This is a genomic window from Pirellulales bacterium, from assembly GCA_019694435.1.
Taxonomy (GTDB): domain Bacteria; phylum Planctomycetota; class Planctomycetia; order Pirellulales; family JAEUIK01; genus JAIBBZ01.
The window spans coordinates 17,075-30,900 of the sequence record JAIBBZ010000009.1 but is presented as its reverse complement, the minus strand read 5'-3'; the positions used below and the strand labels follow the sequence as shown (position 1 = coordinate 30,900).

Genomic DNA, 13,826 nt, shown 5'->3' with positions numbered 1-13,826 from the left:
GAGTTGCCGCCTGCGCCTCCGGCGATCAACCGGCCCGATCCCAGGCCGTGGCCAGCTCGGCGTAGTTTGCCGCCAGCGGTTGTCGCCGCGTGTAGAGCCCTAGATGCTGCTCGAGGATCGCCGCAACCGGTGCCCTGCCGGCTCGGCGCGCCAAGTCGGCGCCGTCGCGGGCCGTGCGAATGGCGTCGTCGAACCGGGCAGTCGCGGCTAGGGCCATGGCCAAGGCGTCGAGTGCCGCCGGGTCGCGCTGGCCGGTCATTCGCGCAAGCCGCTCGGCCAGGGCCAGCGCCTGTTCCGGGTTGCGCACCTCTGGCCGGGGATCGGCCGCAAAAATCCACACCAGGCGCATCAACATCGCCGGTGGCAACGCCCCGAGCTGGCTGGCGCGTCCGAAGTCGGCCACCGCCTCGGGCGCCTTGCCCTGGCGCGCCAATGCATCGGCGCGTAGCGCATAGCTCTCGCCAAACTTTGCATCGCGCGCGAGGACCTCGGTCGTCACGGTAATCGCGCCGTCCAGATCACCCTGCGCAAGCATGGTGCGGGCCAGGTTGCCGCGGTCGAGCAAGTTGTCGGGCTCAATGGTCAGAATCGAGCGAAACATCGCCACCGCTTCCTCGAAGCGGCGTTGCTGAGCAAAGAACACGGCAAAGTTTCGTCGCACCGGGACATTGTCGGGATCTGCATCGACGGCCGCGCGGAACTCCGCTTCGGCCTCCGCCATCTGGTCGCGACCGGCCAGCCCCAGGGCGAGATTCATGCGATTGATCGCTGCCTGCGGAGCCAGTTCGACCGCCTTGCGCAGCCAACTGAGCGCCTCGTCGTGTTCGCCCACGCGATCCAGCGCCAGCCCCAAGTTCGACGCGGCCGCGGCATTGTAAGGGTGAATCGCCAGGGCCCGCCGGCAATCGGCAATCGCGTCGGTGAACCGTTGTTCGTCCATGGCGCGCCGCGCCCGGTTGGTCAGCGCCACGTAGTTGTCCGGATCGACGGCCAGCGCGTGTTCGATCAATCGCTCGTCGTCGTGCCAGTAGGAGGCTTGCTGATAACTGACCGCACCTAGTGCGCCGAACACGGCCACGCACGCGGCAACCACCGGCTCGCGCGCGGCGGGGACGCGCGCAACCAACTCGGCCAGCGCATAGGCCAACAGCGCGTAGATGCCGATCATCGGGACATCGGCATAGCGGTCGGCCATACGGTGCCCGCCAATCTGGACGAGGCCAATCACCGGGAGCAACGTACCAAGAAACCACAACCAGCCCACAAGCGCAAAGGGCCGGCGGCGAACCTGGAGCACGCAGACCACCGTCACGGCGAGCAACGCCATCGCCGCCACGGCAGCCGCGACGGGCGAGACTGCATTGCCGGGATGGCGATAGAAGAACGACAGTCCCGCAGGCAGCACGAATTTGGCCAGGTAGAGCCAGTAGACGATGACCGCGTTTTCAACGCGGCTGGCGAGCGTCAGCTGGGGAATCCAATCGAGCGCGCCGAACTCCTGCTCGGCCAATACGGCCACACCGCTGGCGGCGGCGACGATGGCAAACAGCGGCAGTTTCTCCAACAGCAGCGCCGGCAACGAACGCTGGGCCAGCGGCGGATCGGCGACGAGGTACGGACCGCGCGCACTCAAATCCGGCGGCGTCCAGGGCTTCCAGCGGCCCAGCGGCCAGAGGTCTAAGAGCAACAACGCGCAAGGAAACGTCACGAGCGTGGGTTTGCAAAGCAAGCCTGCGGCCATGCAACCGGCGACCAGCGCATAGCGCGCCCACGACGGCCGGCGAGCATACTCCGCATAGGCCCAGAGCCCCAGCATCCAGAACAACGTGGCCAACAGGCCCTTGCGCTCGGCGACCCAGGCCACGCTTTCGGCGCGCAACGGATGTACGAGCAACAGCCCGGCAATGAGCGCGGCCGGCCAGACTTTTCCCGTCAGCCGGTACCAGGCCATCAGTGCCGCGAGAATTCCGGCCAGGTGATAGATCACGTTGCTGACGTGGTGGCCAGCGGGTCGGTTGCCGTAGAGCTGCCAATCCAATTGATGCGACATCCAAGTCAGCGGATGCCAGAACGCCCGGACGCTGGTCCAAGCCCAGGCGAGGCCTGACCAGCTCAGCCCTTCGTGGACGTGGCGATTGTTGACGACGTAGAACGGATCGTCGTAGCCGAGAAAGCGGAACGTTGCGGTTTGGCCATAGATGGCCGTTGCGACCGCGAGGAACAGGACAGCAATCGCCGCCAGGCGGCGGAGGTCAGCGCTGCGGGACGACTCGTGCTGACGCGACGCGCGGGGCAAGGTTTGCTGCCGGTTATTTCGCCAAAAGTGCTGCGTTTCGAACCATGAGCGGGGCATTCTAGCCCCCCGCGCCGGGACCCTCAATTGGCGACGTGCTAGCGGCGACTCGTCCGGCGCGCGTGTTGCCTGGTCAAGTCGCTCAGGCAGCACTTCCGATGAGGGAAAAGTGCCGGTGACGAGGGCGGCGGGCCCTCTGCAATCACCTCTCGGAAAGCGGACGCCGGATGAGCGACGACGAAACGCTGCTGATCAAGGAGCTGGCCAAGGCCGGCGCCCAAGGAGCGAAACTGGGCGGCGCCCTCGCCGGCGCGCCGGCCCTCGACAAGATCTCCGAAGCGGCCATGACCTGGGCGATGCGTCACACGGCCCGGTTCATGCCCACCGAGCGTCTCGAGCGGGAATTGGTGTTGCAGGCGTCGGCCGCCGCCCTTCTGGCCAAGGCCCGCAATGTGCTCAAGGCCGACGGCCGTCTTTACGACGGCGAGGTCATCGACCCGGGCGCACGCCAACTGGTGCGCGGTGTGCTGATGGTGGGCCTGCTCAACATGACGCCCGCCGTAGTCACCGTGGAAGTGTTGGAAATGCAGGGCTACACGTCGCGCGTCCAGATTCGGACGTTGGCCAAGGAAGGGCTGTGGTTCAAACAGCGCATCGCCGCCAAGGCCCTGACGCGGATGGAGCAGGAACTGCACGACGCGTTTGCGTTCGGCGTGCTGTTGGCCGAAGCCGCGTAGCCGCGGCGCGGCAGGCGGCCGGTACTCACTGCGGGACGATCACGAAGTCGCTAAACATGACTTCGTCGAGGACCGGCTTCGAAAAGCACGAATTCAGCGCCTCGAGCGTCTGGCCCTTCAGCGAGCGCAATTCCGGCTCGCTGAGATCTTCCAGCTTGGCGCCGCGAAACAACACCAGCACCTTCTCACGAATGCGGTGCTTGTTGTTCTCGAACTGGCTGGTGAACTTGCCCTCGCGCTTCGAATCGATCAGCGCATAAAGGTGGAAGCTGACAAACATCGTCTGCCCGCGCGATTCGTGGTAGGCCGACACGCTGAACTCACCGAGATCGACCTCGATCCTGCCGGGCGGGGCTTCGCCGTGACCGCCGTGGCCCCCGTGTTCGCCGCCGTCGTCGACGCCTTCCTCTTCCTCCATTTCCTCCTCACCGTGGGCGTCGGCGGCATGGGCGTCGCCGTGCTCATCCTCGGCGGGCTCTTCGTGCTTGCCGCCGTGGTCGTCGTGCGCTGCAGTGCCGTGCGCGTCGCCATGGCCGTCAGCGTGGGCATCGCCGTGCTCTGCCGGGACCGGCTCTTTTACGGCAGGCACCGAGCCGCTGCTCTCGGCAAACAGCAGGAAGTACGTGCCTGCCACGCCGCCTTGCACAACCAGGATGCTCGCCATGATCAACAAGGCGAGTCGCTTGCGAAAGCGGCCTTGCGAGCTGGCGGGGGCGGCGACAGAGGCTTCGGGCGTGCTCATGGTGATTCTTTTCGTCAGGAGTGATCTGGGCTATTTTCGGATTCCGCCGCTGCGCTCGGCGAGCCCTCGGGCAGATCGACCGGCAGCACTTCGTTGAGCAAGAAGACGTCCACACGGCAGTCGTGACTCAGCAGCATCCGGTCGCTGGCCGCCGTGCCCGGTCCCGGCCGCGCCGCGACGCGCAATTGAATCCGCTCTTGCTCGATCCCCCGGGCCACCAGGTAATCGGCCGCCAGCTTGGCGACGTGATAAGCCAAGGCGTAGTGGTCCTCGAAGCCGGAGTCGGGCGGGAGCGGACGCCGGCTGGCCTGGGCGCGAATTTCGACCAGGTGACGCTTGCCCGCCAAGACCTCGACGGCCATGTCGAGCTGCAGCCGGTCCTCGTCGTCGAGTTGCTGCTGATCGACCTTGTAATACATCGTGCCGCCGGCGGCGGTCGATTCGCGCGATTGAAACGTCTTGACCGAGTTGGTTGGCTGCGACGAGCCACGCTCGGGCGCGGTGGTCGTGCGCTGCGAATGCATGTCGGGCCCGGGCCCGCGAAAACCGCCCAGCCAGATGCGCAGTGAACGCACCACGGCCTCGGCCTTCTTCTCGTCGGTCTTGCCGGCCATCGAGTACATGACCACGAAGAACGCCATGAGAATGGTGATCATGTCGGCATAGGACATGATCCATTCCGGCAAGCCTTCTTCGGGACATTCAGGACAGTTGGCCATGGCAATGCGTGTTCTTTAATGCGCGATCGTCATTCTGCGGGGCGTCGACCGCTAGGCGGCCTTCTTATCCTTGTGATCCTTGTGTGCGGCGTGACCCAGGTAAGTGCTGAGCTTTTGCTCGACCACGCGCGGGTTGTCGCCGGCCTGAATCGCCAGGATGCCGTCGAGGATGATGTGCTGGGCGCTGATCGCTTCCTTGCCGTAGTAGGCCACTTTTTCGGCCAACGGCATGCAGATCATGTTCGCCATCGCGGCCCCGTAGAGCGTGCCCACGAGCGCCATGGCCATCGTCGGGCCGATCGAGTCGGGATCGCTGAGGTTACCCAACATCAAGATCAGCCCGAGCAGCGTGGCGATCATCCCGAACGCCGGACCGCACTTGCCCATGATCTCGAACATCTTCTTTTCGACGTGCATGTGGTGTTCAGCCACCTCGATCGTCTTGTGCATGATCTCGGTGATGACCTCGGGCCGGGTACCGTCGACGGCCATCTGAATGGTCGACACGAGCGTGGCGCTCTTGATGTCGGCGATTTTGCGTTCGAGCGCCAGGAGTCCCTCGCGGCGGGCGACTTCAGCCAGCTCGACGATTTCGGCAACCAGACCCGGCAGGTTTTCGCGCTTGGGCATGATCACACCCATGATGGCCTTGGGCAGACCGAGGAACACGCCCATCGGCACGCTGGTCATCACGACGCACAAGCCACCGCCGAGCACCATGATCGCGGCCGGCGGGTCGACGAACTGTGTCAGCGAAACGCCGCCGCCGTGGCTGCCGGCGATGAACAAGGCGACCAGCATCAAGACGAAGCCGCCGATGATGCCTGCAATCGTTGCAATATCCATGGTGGTGTCCGCGAGGCAGGAGAAGCAGGGAGGGAGGTTCCGGGCCCACGCCGACGGACGGCCATCGGCGTCCGCGGAGCGCGCAGTCTTGGCAGGAACGAACCTTGCGCACACGGCGCAGGGGTCGCACGAGGAACCATAGCTTTGCCATGGCGGTGCGGCAAAAACGCGACAACCGCGTAGGGCGCGAATTCCAAAGAATCGTGCTGCCAATTCCGGAACGACGGCGCAGCGCCTGCGCAATCGCTACGACCAGACCTGCGCACGCTCAGCCAGACGGCGGACCGTCGTCACCGGCCGGCTCGTCTTCCTCGCCCGCCAGCTTGATCGGCGGCAAATCGGGCACATGCGGTCCATAGCGCGGAGCGTTTGCCGGTCCCCCGGGACGTCCCGACGACTCAGGCGTGCCCACCCCCATCGTGAGTGTGCGTCCCCCGCCGTCGGGCTTGCCGAGAGTCGACGCGGCCTGCCGCCGCGCCGCTTTCAGCTCGTCCATTGCCATTTCGGCTAAGCGGTGCGTCGGGGCATAGATGAACAGTTCGCCCTGATCGAGCACCATGTCCGGACAGTGCAATCCATCGGCATGTTCCGGACAGGTCGAGATCAGCAGACGGACGTCTTCCTCCCAGCTCTTCAGGAAGATGGTCGCCACGCCGCCGACCACCGCCAGCAAGGCAATCCAGAACAGGGCACTTGAGCCAAACAGCCACGAGAGAAACAGCAAAAACAGCGCCGCGCCGGCCGTCATGGCGATCACCATCAGCGGGTACTCGAATCCGCGGACCGTGCGCCGATACTCGCGCGATCGCAACGCCTCGGTGCTTCCGCACGACCAGCATTGTTGGGGTAGCACGATGACCCAGGTGGTACCCTCCTGCGATTCGCGCGCCCAATAGCGAATCTGTCGGGCGCGGTCCGCCGGGTTCAGAAAGAACGGGGCCCAGACCCGGAAATTCAGCCAGGCCTGCTGCAGACGGGGGCGCAAAGCCCCGCGAACGCGTTGGAACAACGTCGCGGCACCCGCGGCCGCGGCACGCCCGGGCGAACGCTCGGTTGGGGTCGATGGTTCGGTTTCGCTCATAGCCCTGATCGTACCAGCGAGGGGCCCGGCGTGCAGTTCGGTCGGCTCGCCCCACGGCTCCATCGCGCCGGCACCCGGAGATTCGATCAGGGAAACGTCGGGTGCCACTGGGGCGGCAACGGTATCGGCGGCTGCGGCAATCCGGACCTCGCACCGCGATTTGTGCGGCCAAGCGGCTTCGGGCCCAAGACAAGTTCGGGGGGTGGGAGACGTTCGACTCGCCTGCCGCTCGACGCGGTACGAGGCGCCTCGATCGGGCCCTGGCCCGAAGTGGCCGTGGGGACCGACGACGCCATCGAATTGAAGCCGGCAGCCGGTGTCTCGCTTGCCGCGGGGCGCGCGGTAGCCGATGCAAAATCGACCGGTTCAAGTGGCCCAAGGAGTTGTGCGCCACTGGTTAATTCAGCTACGGGCGCAAGCTCGTTCGGCGCAGCCGGTTCACCAGTGTCCGATGCGGCCATGGCCCCGTCTGGCGACGCACCTGGCGACGAAAGCTCGTCGGTCGCCAACCGTTCGGTGCGCACCGCAATGGTCGTATTCGGATCGAGAGACGGCGGGCCAGCAAACTGGAGCTCGTCTGGCAATTGCGGCTGCGGCGCGTTCGCTGCCGCAGCGCTCAGCGTGTCGACCGTGGCGAGCGGCTCTTCGAGAGCCGCGGGCTCGGTCACCGTCGGCGGATCGTCGGCCACGGCAGCTTGTTCCGCGAAAACGCCCGCGGGCAAATCCGCTGCGGCTTGCACCGCGACGTTGGCGCCCGGTTTTTGGCCACAGCCTGCTACTAGCAATGACGCGGCAGGCAAGGAAACGATCGCCAACTTGCGCAACATCAATATCGTTTCCGCGCACCAGCACCACGAGACGCGGCGGCCCCCGAAAAATCTAGCTCACAAACCGCTGCCCATGCCGCGATTGCTGCCGATTTTCAGCGCAAAGGTCCGGCCCGGCGCGTTGCAACCGAACCAGCCGGAATCGAGCGCCTCAGAGCAGTTCGATTTGCGCCAAGATCCAGCGGATTGCCCGAGCGGAAACCGCTGCCGGCAGCGCGGGATCCTTCGCTCCACTAGCCGCCACCTGGCTCAGCTCCAGCGGCAAATGCACGAACAGCGAACGCGTCTGCGGACTCTGCTGTTCGGTGAGCAGCAACGACCAGTAATAGATGGCGTTGCACAGATACGTGCCTGCGTGGAACGAAACCTCGGCCGGCAGCCCTTGGACATTGAGCCCGTTGGTCCAGGCCGCGATCGGCAGGCTGGTCTGCAGCGCGAGCGGCCCCTGGGGTTCGAGCGGGATGCTGCCACTGATCGTTTCCCCGCCATCGCTGGCCAGATTGAGCGCCACGGCCTCCAGGCGCAGGCGCGCAGAGCCGGGGGCCTGTCCCAGGTGAACCGCGTAATCGAATCCGCCCGCCAGATCGCGCTCGAGCCGCCGACGAGTTTCCGAGAAATCGACCGGATACAAACGCGTGGTCAAGTGCGGTGCATCAGGGAGCTCGCGGGTCAACTCCTGCACGCACAACCAACTGGCGTTCGAGTCCCAGGCACCGTAAGGAGCAAACGCCGTGAGCAAGACCCGTTTCATGCTGCCAACCTGTCAGACGGGAAACCGGGTAACGATCGGGCCCCGCTCGAGCAAGGCGGCGTCGATCGCCGCAAGTTGCTCCGAGCTCAACGACCAGCCGGCGCCGCCGGCATTCTCGCGAATCTGCTCGGGCCGTTTGGCACCGACCAGGGCGGTGGTGATGCCGGGCTGGTGAATCGTCCAGCACAGCACCAATTGGGCCACACTGCGGCCAGCATCGTCAGCGATTCTTTGCAGCGCCGCAACAAATTCGAGGTTGCGTTCGAATTCCGGACTCTGAAACATCGGGTATTTCGCCCGCCCGTCACCGGGGCGGAAGACAAAATCCGGCGTCATCCGTCCGGCCAGCAGCCCCTTGAGCAACGGCCAATAGACGGCCACGGCCACACCCCGCTCGCGGCACCAAGGCAGCATGTCGAGCTCGATCTCGCGCTGCAAGAGGTTGTAGGCCGGCTGATGGACGTCGATCGGGCAGACGGCATGAAACTCCGCCAATTGATCGACGTCGAGATTCGAAGTTCCCACCGCACGGATGCGACCGGCAGCCTTCAACTCGGCGAAACATCCGGCCGTTTCGGCCAACGGTACGGCCGGATCCGGGGCATGCAAGAACAGCACGTCGACCTGGTCGGTCCCGAGCCGCCGCAGGCTTTCATCCAGCGAGCGGCGCAGCGTCTCCGGCCGGGCGTCGCGCACCTGCCGGCGGTCGGAGGTCCAGAGCAGTCCCGCCTTGGTGGCGATCAGGATTTCGTTGCGCCGGTGACCGAGCGCGCGGGCGATCAGCCGTTCGCTTTCGCCGTTCTGGCCGTAGTTGTAGGCCGTGTCGAAGAAATTGACCCCACAATCCACGGCCGCTTCGAGCGTGGCCACGCTGGCGTCGTCGCTCACGTCGACGCTCGACATCCCCGAGATCGGCCAACAGCCCATCGCGATGGCCGAAACACGCAGGCCCGATCGCCCAAGTTCGCGGTATTCCATGCGCGAATAACTCAGGAGCCCTTACGCGGCCGCATCATGGCCTGCAGCGCGTCCCATTCGTTGCTCGACACCTTTTCCAAGGCGTTGAACATGCCCGCACCGCGAACCCATTCACCGCCGTCGATGGTGACGCAATCGCCGGTCATGTAGGCCGAGTAGTCGGACAGCAGGAACGAGGCCAGGTTGGCCAATTCCTGGTGCTCGCCGTTCCGGCCCAGCGGAATCTTCGTCGCCGCATCGAACTTGTCGGCAACCTGCTCGGGCATCAATCGCGACCAGGCGCCTTCGGTCGGGAACGGCCCGGGCGCGATGCAGTTGAGGCGAATGTTGTACTTGCCCCATTCCGAGGCCAAAGAGCGCGACAGCATCAGCACGCCGGCCTTGGCGACGGCCGACGGCACCACATAGCCCGAGCCCGTCCAGGCATACGTGGCGATGATGCTCAGGAACACGCCCGGAGTGCCTTCGGCAATCCACCGCCTGCCCATGGCCAACGTGCAGTTCGCAGTGCCCTTGAGCACGATGTCGACCACCGCGTTGAAGCCGTTGTACGACAGCCGCTCGGTCGGACAAATGAAATTGCCCGCGGCATTATTGATCCAGCCGTGGATCGTGCCCAACTTGTCGGTCGCCGCGGCGATCAGCGCTTCGACTTGCTCGGGATCGCGGACATCGCATCGCTGATAGAACACCTCGCCACCGGTGTCGCGCATCATTTCGCTGGCCGCCTGGGTGATCACCTCCTCGCGGCGACCGCAAATCACCAGCTTCGCGCCGAGCCGCAGCAGGCATTCGCCCATCGAGCGGCCCAGCCCCGTTCCGCCGCCGGTGATGGCGATCGTCTTGCCGGCAAAGGCGCCGTCCCGCAGCATCAGATCTGTCCGCGGTACAGTGGGCATGGTGGTTCTCCCAAGGTCGTGTTGGATGGCGCGGGGGCGCCGAGCAAGCCAGGACAGGATGCACGGACGAACCCTGGTGTGTCGGGCCGGATTATCAGGCCCCCGGAGGGCGAGTCAAGCAATCGCGCAACCGGTTGCAGCAGGCGCACGGCTCAGGACCGCGGGTGCGCTTCGATGGCGGCCCAGAGTTCGGCGACCCCCTGCCCCGACGCCGCGGTCGTGGCAAGCACCGGCGTCGGGCGATCCGTCGGCACCAATTGCAGGGCGCCGGTCAATTGCTGCCGCACGCGCTCGGCCCCAGGCAGGTCCGACTTATTCACCACCACCAGATCGGCCACCTCGATCAGGCCGGCCTTTTCCCATTGCACCTCGTCCCCCGTATTCGGCGTGACCAGCAACACCAGCGTGTCGACCAGCGGACGGACCGCGGCCTGATCCTGCCCAACGCCCACGGTCTCGACGATGATTACATCGAAGCCGTAGGCCTTGAGCCAGGCCAGCGCCGGGGCGACCGACTGGGAGATTCCGCCGTACGCGCCGCGCGTCGACATGCTACGGAAGAACAGGCCCTCGTCCGTGGCCGGCAGATCCACACGAATGCGGTCTCCGAGCAGGGCCCCTCCCGACAAGGGACTCTGCGGATCGCACGCCAGCACGGCCACGCGCTTGCCCAGCCCTCGCAGGTGCTTGATGAGCGCCCCGACCAGGGTGCTCTTGCCTGCGCCGCCGCTGCCGGTGATGCCGACGACGTGCGCCAAGCCGCGCGGAGGCGGCGCCGCCGGGGCCGTGCCATCCTCGACCAGCGAAATCAGCTCGGCCAAGGCGCGGCGGCTGCCGGCGGCAAACTCGGGAATCAAGATGTCCAGTGGTCGGGCCATGCCCGTGCGATGATAGCCCGAGTGTCCGGCACGGGAAAAGCGCCCCTTAATCGCCCGAGCCGGCAAGATTACGATGGGCAGTGCAGCGAGAGCGAAAGATACGGTTGGAAAGCGACCTTCGGAGCATCAGGCCATGCGCCACGCATACATCCTCGGCGGCTGTCGGACGCCGATCGGCAAGTTTCTGGGGGGGCTGGCGTCGTTGCCGGCTCCGCGGCTGGGCGCCCTGTGCATTGCCGAGGCGCTCAAACGCACGGGCATCCCGGGCGACGCGGTCGACGAGGTAATCTTGGGCAACATCTTGTCAGCCGGACTAGGCCAGGCCCCTGCCCGGCAGGCAGCCTTGTTCGCCGGGCTCCCGCCCACGGTCGCCGCGCTGACGATCAACAAAATGTGCGGCTCGGGGCTGAAGGCCGCGATGCTTGCCGACCAGGTGATCCGCGCCGGCGATGCCCAATGCGTCGTAGCCGGTGGTATGGAAAGCATGAGCCGCTCGCCTCATCTGCTGGTCGGCTCGCGCGAGGGCTACAAGTACGGCCACCAGCAGATCGTCGATTCGATGATCCAAGACGGACTGTGGTGCGCGTTTGAGGACATGGCAATGGGTGCCGAGGCCGACTACATCGCCGCCACGCGGGGCGTCAACCGGGCCGATCAGGACGCCTTCGCGTGCGAAAGCCATCGCCGGGCGGTCGCCGCCACGAACTCCGGCGCCTTCGACACCGAGATCGTGCCGGTTGTAATTCCAGGGCGCAAAGGCGACACGATCGTCAAGCACGACGAAGGGCCCCGGCCCGATACGAGCATCGAGGGCCTCGCCAAGCTGAAGCCGGCCTTCGGGGCCGACGGCACCGTAACGGCCGGCAACGCCTCGCAGCTTTCGGACGGCGCGGCCGCTGTGGTCGTGGTCTCCGAGAAACTGGCCGCCGAAAGCCGCTCGCCGCTCAAGGCGCGGATCGTCGCGACGGCCACCTCCGGCGTACCGCCGAAGGAGATCTTCATCGCCCCGGTCACCGCGATGGATGCAGCGCTCAAAAAGGCCGGCTTGCGGGTAGCAGATATCGATCTGTTCGAACTGAACGAGGCTTTCGCTGCCCAGGCCGTGGCCTGCTGCCGCCCGCTGGATATCCCGGCCGACAAGGTCAACGTCCACGGCGGAGCGGTCGCCCTGGGACACCCCATCGGCGCCAGCGGTGCCCGCGTGCTGGTCACTCTGATCCATGCCCTGGCCGCCAGGGGCCTAAAACGCGGTTTGGCCTCGCTGTGCCTGGGCGGTGGCAATGCGGTGGCGATGATCGTCGAACGCGTATAACTCTGCGGCGAACTGGTCGCGACTGCCGGGGCTGGCTCCAGGTACAATTTACCGTCCGCGGCCACGCGGTTGCGGGATCGAAATCCGACGGAATGTACCCCACATCATGGCCACACACCCGGAAATTGCCTCCGAAGCCCAAGACGCCTGGCGCGAATCCTTGGCCCGCGCGCCCCAGCGCGATTACAGCCTGACCACGCTCAGCGGCGAGCCGGTCGAGCCGCTGTATCTGCCGGCCGAGCCGGATGCCGAGTACGAAGCCAAGTTGGGGTACCCAGGGCAATACCCCTTCACGCGCGGGGTGCAGGCCAATCTCTATCGCGGCCGCCTGTGGACGATGCGGCAGTTCGCCGGCTTCGGCATGCCCGAGGACACGAACGCGCGGTTCAAGTTCCTGCTCGAAAAGGGCCAGACTGGCCTGAGCACGGCGTTCGACCTGCCGACGCTGATGGGCCTCGACAGCGATCATCCCAGTTCGCTGGGCGAAGTCGGCCGCCTGGGCACGGCGATCTGTTCGTTACCCGATTTCGAACGCACCTTCCAGGACATCAACCTGGGCAAGGTGTCGGTGTCGATGACGATCAACGCGCCTGCGGCCGTGATTCTGGCCTACTACCTGGTCACTGCCGAGCGCCAAGGCGTCCCTTGGGACCAATTGCGCGGCACGCTGCAAAACGACATCCTGAAGGAATATCACGCCCAGAACGAGTACGTCTTTCCGCCGGCGCCGAGCGTGAAGCTGGTTGTCGACACGATCGAGTTCTGTGCGAACCACGTGCCGCAATTCAACCCTGTGTCGATCAGCGGCTACCACATTCGCGAAGCCGGCGCGACGGCGGCCGAAGAACTCGCCTTCACCTTGGCCGACGGTCTGCATTACGTCGAGCAATCGATCGCCCGTGGTCTGCCGGTCGACCGCTTTGCTCCGCGGCTGTCGTTCTTCTTCAACTCGCATAGCGACTTCTTCGAGGAGATCGCCAAGTTTCGGGCCGCGCGTCGCATTTGGAGCCGGCACCTCCGTCAGCGCTTCGGTGCGACCGATCCGAGAAGCTGGGCGCTGCGTTTCCACGCCCAAACCTCCGGCGTGAGCTTGCAGGCCCAGCAGCCCGAGGTGAACGTGATCCGCGTGGCGTATCAGGCAATGGCCGCAGTGCTGGGTGGCTGCCAGTCGCTGCATACCAACAGCCGCGACGAGACGCTGTCGCTGCCGACCGAAGAGGCCGTCACGATTGCCCTGCGCACGCAGCAGGTGCTGGCCTACGAGACGGGCGTGGTCAACTCGGTCGACCCGCTGGGCGGCAGCTACCAGGTCGAGCAGTTTACCGATCAAATCGAGGCCGCTGCCGAAGAGATCTTCGCCGAGATCGATCGCCAGGGAGGCATGCTCGCGGCGATCGAGAACGGCTATTTCCGCCGGCGGATCGCGGAGAGCGCCTACCAGTTCCAGCGCCAGCTCGAATCGGGTCAGAAGTGGATCGTGGGCGTCAATGCCTTTACCGACAACCAACCGCTGCGCATCGACACGCTGGCGATCGACCCCTCGATCGAAGCCCGGCAAAAGGACCAGCTCGCGGCGTTTCGCGCCGGCCGCGACCAGGCTGCCTGGCAAACGGCCATCGACGCGCTCCGGGCCGACGCCGCGGCAGACAAGAACGTGATGCCGGCCCTGATCAATGCGGCCCGCGCAGGCGTGACCGTGGGCGAGGCCGTCGTGGCTCTGGCCGACGTGTTGGGCCGCTATCATCCCGCCAACTTCGTGTGAG

At 65.7% G+C, this 13,826-nt stretch carries 12 protein-coding genes; 3 read left to right on the top strand and 9 right to left on the bottom strand.

Going from position 1 to position 13,826, the window contains the following annotated elements:
- Positions 1 to 25: 25 nt before the first annotated feature.
- Entirely contained in the window at positions 26 to 2,296 is a 2,271-nt protein-coding gene (locus tag K1X74_09385) for a tetratricopeptide repeat protein (protein ID MBX7166545.1), read from the bottom strand.
- A gap of 224 nt (positions 2,297 to 2,520) precedes the next feature.
- Between K1X74_09385 and K1X74_09380 the strand changes: the two genes are divergently transcribed.
- On the top strand, positions 2,521 to 3,030 hold the full coding sequence (locus tag K1X74_09380) for a hypothetical protein (GenBank protein MBX7166544.1): 510 nt from the start codon (positions 2,521 to 2,523) through the stop codon (positions 3,028 to 3,030).
- 25 nt (positions 3,031 to 3,055) lie between these two features.
- On the opposite strand, the gene K1X74_09375 is transcribed toward K1X74_09380, so the two are convergent.
- The 8 genes from K1X74_09375 to meaB form a co-directional block, all read right to left on the bottom strand.
- The gene (locus K1X74_09375) at positions 3,056 to 3,772 is read right to left on the bottom strand and encodes a flagellar basal body-associated FliL family protein (protein ID MBX7166543.1); all 717 of its coding nucleotides are present in this window, start codon (positions 3,770 to 3,772) and stop codon (positions 3,056 to 3,058) included.
- Between the two features lie 14 nt (positions 3,773 to 3,786).
- A complete protein-coding gene (locus K1X74_09370; GenBank protein MBX7166542.1) occupies positions 3,787 to 4,491 on the bottom strand; it encodes a hypothetical protein in 705 nt (234 codons plus the stop codon).
- Positions 4,492 to 4,542: 51 nt separating this feature from the next.
- Complete coding sequence (locus K1X74_09365; GenBank protein ID MBX7166541.1) at positions 4,543 to 5,337, bottom strand: MotA/TolQ/ExbB proton channel family protein; 795 nt, start codon at positions 5,335 to 5,337, stop codon at positions 4,543 to 4,545.
- A 268-nt stretch (positions 5,338 to 5,605) separates the two neighbouring features.
- On the bottom strand, positions 5,606 to 6,418 hold the full coding sequence (locus K1X74_09360; protein MBX7166540.1) for a hypothetical protein: 813 nt from the start codon (positions 6,416 to 6,418) through the stop codon (positions 5,606 to 5,608).
- Positions 6,419 to 7,396: 978 nt separating this feature from the next.
- Positions 7,397 to 7,996, bottom strand: a complete 600-nt coding sequence (locus K1X74_09355; GenBank protein MBX7166539.1) for a pyroglutamyl-peptidase I — start codon at positions 7,994 to 7,996, stop codon at positions 7,397 to 7,399.
- A gap of 12 nt (positions 7,997 to 8,008) precedes the next feature.
- Complete coding sequence (locus K1X74_09350; GenBank protein MBX7166538.1) at positions 8,009 to 8,974, bottom strand: aldo/keto reductase; 966 nt, start codon at positions 8,972 to 8,974, stop codon at positions 8,009 to 8,011.
- An 11-nt stretch (positions 8,975 to 8,985) separates the two neighbouring features.
- Positions 8,986 to 9,873, bottom strand: a complete 888-nt coding sequence (locus tag K1X74_09345; GenBank protein MBX7166537.1) for an SDR family oxidoreductase — start codon at positions 9,871 to 9,873, stop codon at positions 8,986 to 8,988.
- A gap of 152 nt (positions 9,874 to 10,025) precedes the next feature.
- Positions 10,026 to 10,751, bottom strand: coding sequence for a methylmalonyl Co-A mutase-associated GTPase MeaB (gene meaB / locus K1X74_09340; GenBank protein ID MBX7166536.1), 726 nt, complete (start codon positions 10,749 to 10,751; stop codon positions 10,026 to 10,028).
- 133 nt (positions 10,752 to 10,884) lie between these two features.
- Here meaB and K1X74_09335 point away from each other — a divergent pair, with 133 nt between their 5' ends.
- Together K1X74_09335 and K1X74_09330 are read left to right on the top strand one after the other, a co-directional pair.
- Positions 10,885 to 12,063, top strand: a complete 1,179-nt coding sequence (locus tag K1X74_09335) for an acetyl-CoA C-acetyltransferase (GenBank protein ID MBX7166535.1) — start codon at positions 10,885 to 10,887, stop codon at positions 12,061 to 12,063.
- Between the two features lie 106 nt (positions 12,064 to 12,169).
- Complete coding sequence (locus K1X74_09330) at positions 12,170 to 13,825, top strand: methylmalonyl-CoA mutase (GenBank protein MBX7166534.1); 1,656 nt, start codon at positions 12,170 to 12,172, stop codon at positions 13,823 to 13,825.
- Position 13,826: the final 1 nt, after the last annotated feature.

Bases quoted from the DNA above. Each gene is read 5' to 3' on its own strand.
- K1X74_09380 (MBX7166544.1), top strand. From the start codon at position 2,521: ATGAGCGACGACGAAACGCTGCTGATCAAGGAGCTGGCCAAGGCCGGC.
- K1X74_09375 (MBX7166543.1), bottom strand. From the start codon at position 3,772: ATGAGCACGCCCGAAGCCTCTGTCGCCGCCCCCGCCAGCTCGCAAGGC.
- K1X74_09370 (MBX7166542.1), bottom strand. From the start codon at position 4,491: ATGGCCAACTGTCCTGAATGTCCCGAAGAAGGCTTGCCGGAATGGATC.
- K1X74_09365 (MBX7166541.1), bottom strand. From the start codon at position 5,337: ATGGATATTGCAACGATTGCAGGCATCATCGGCGGCTTCGTCTTGATG.
- K1X74_09360 (MBX7166540.1), bottom strand. From the start codon at position 6,418: ATGAGCGAAACCGAACCATCGACCCCAACCGAGCGTTCGCCCGGGCGT.
- K1X74_09355 (MBX7166539.1), bottom strand. From the start codon at position 7,996: ATGAAACGGGTCTTGCTCACGGCGTTTGCTCCTTACGGTGCCTGGGAC.
- K1X74_09350 (MBX7166538.1), bottom strand. From the start codon at position 8,974: ATGGAATACCGCGAACTTGGGCGATCGGGCCTGCGTGTTTCGGCCATC.
- K1X74_09345 (MBX7166537.1), bottom strand. From the start codon at position 9,873: ATGCCCACTGTACCGCGGACAGATCTGATGCTGCGGGACGGCGCCTTT.
- meaB (MBX7166536.1), bottom strand. From the start codon at position 10,751: ATGGCCCGACCACTGGACATCTTGATTCCCGAGTTTGCCGCCGGCAGC.
- K1X74_09335 (MBX7166535.1), top strand. From the start codon at position 10,885: ATGCGCCACGCATACATCCTCGGCGGCTGTCGGACGCCGATCGGCAAG.
- K1X74_09330 (MBX7166534.1), top strand. From the start codon at position 12,170: ATGGCCACACACCCGGAAATTGCCTCCGAAGCCCAAGACGCCTGGCGC.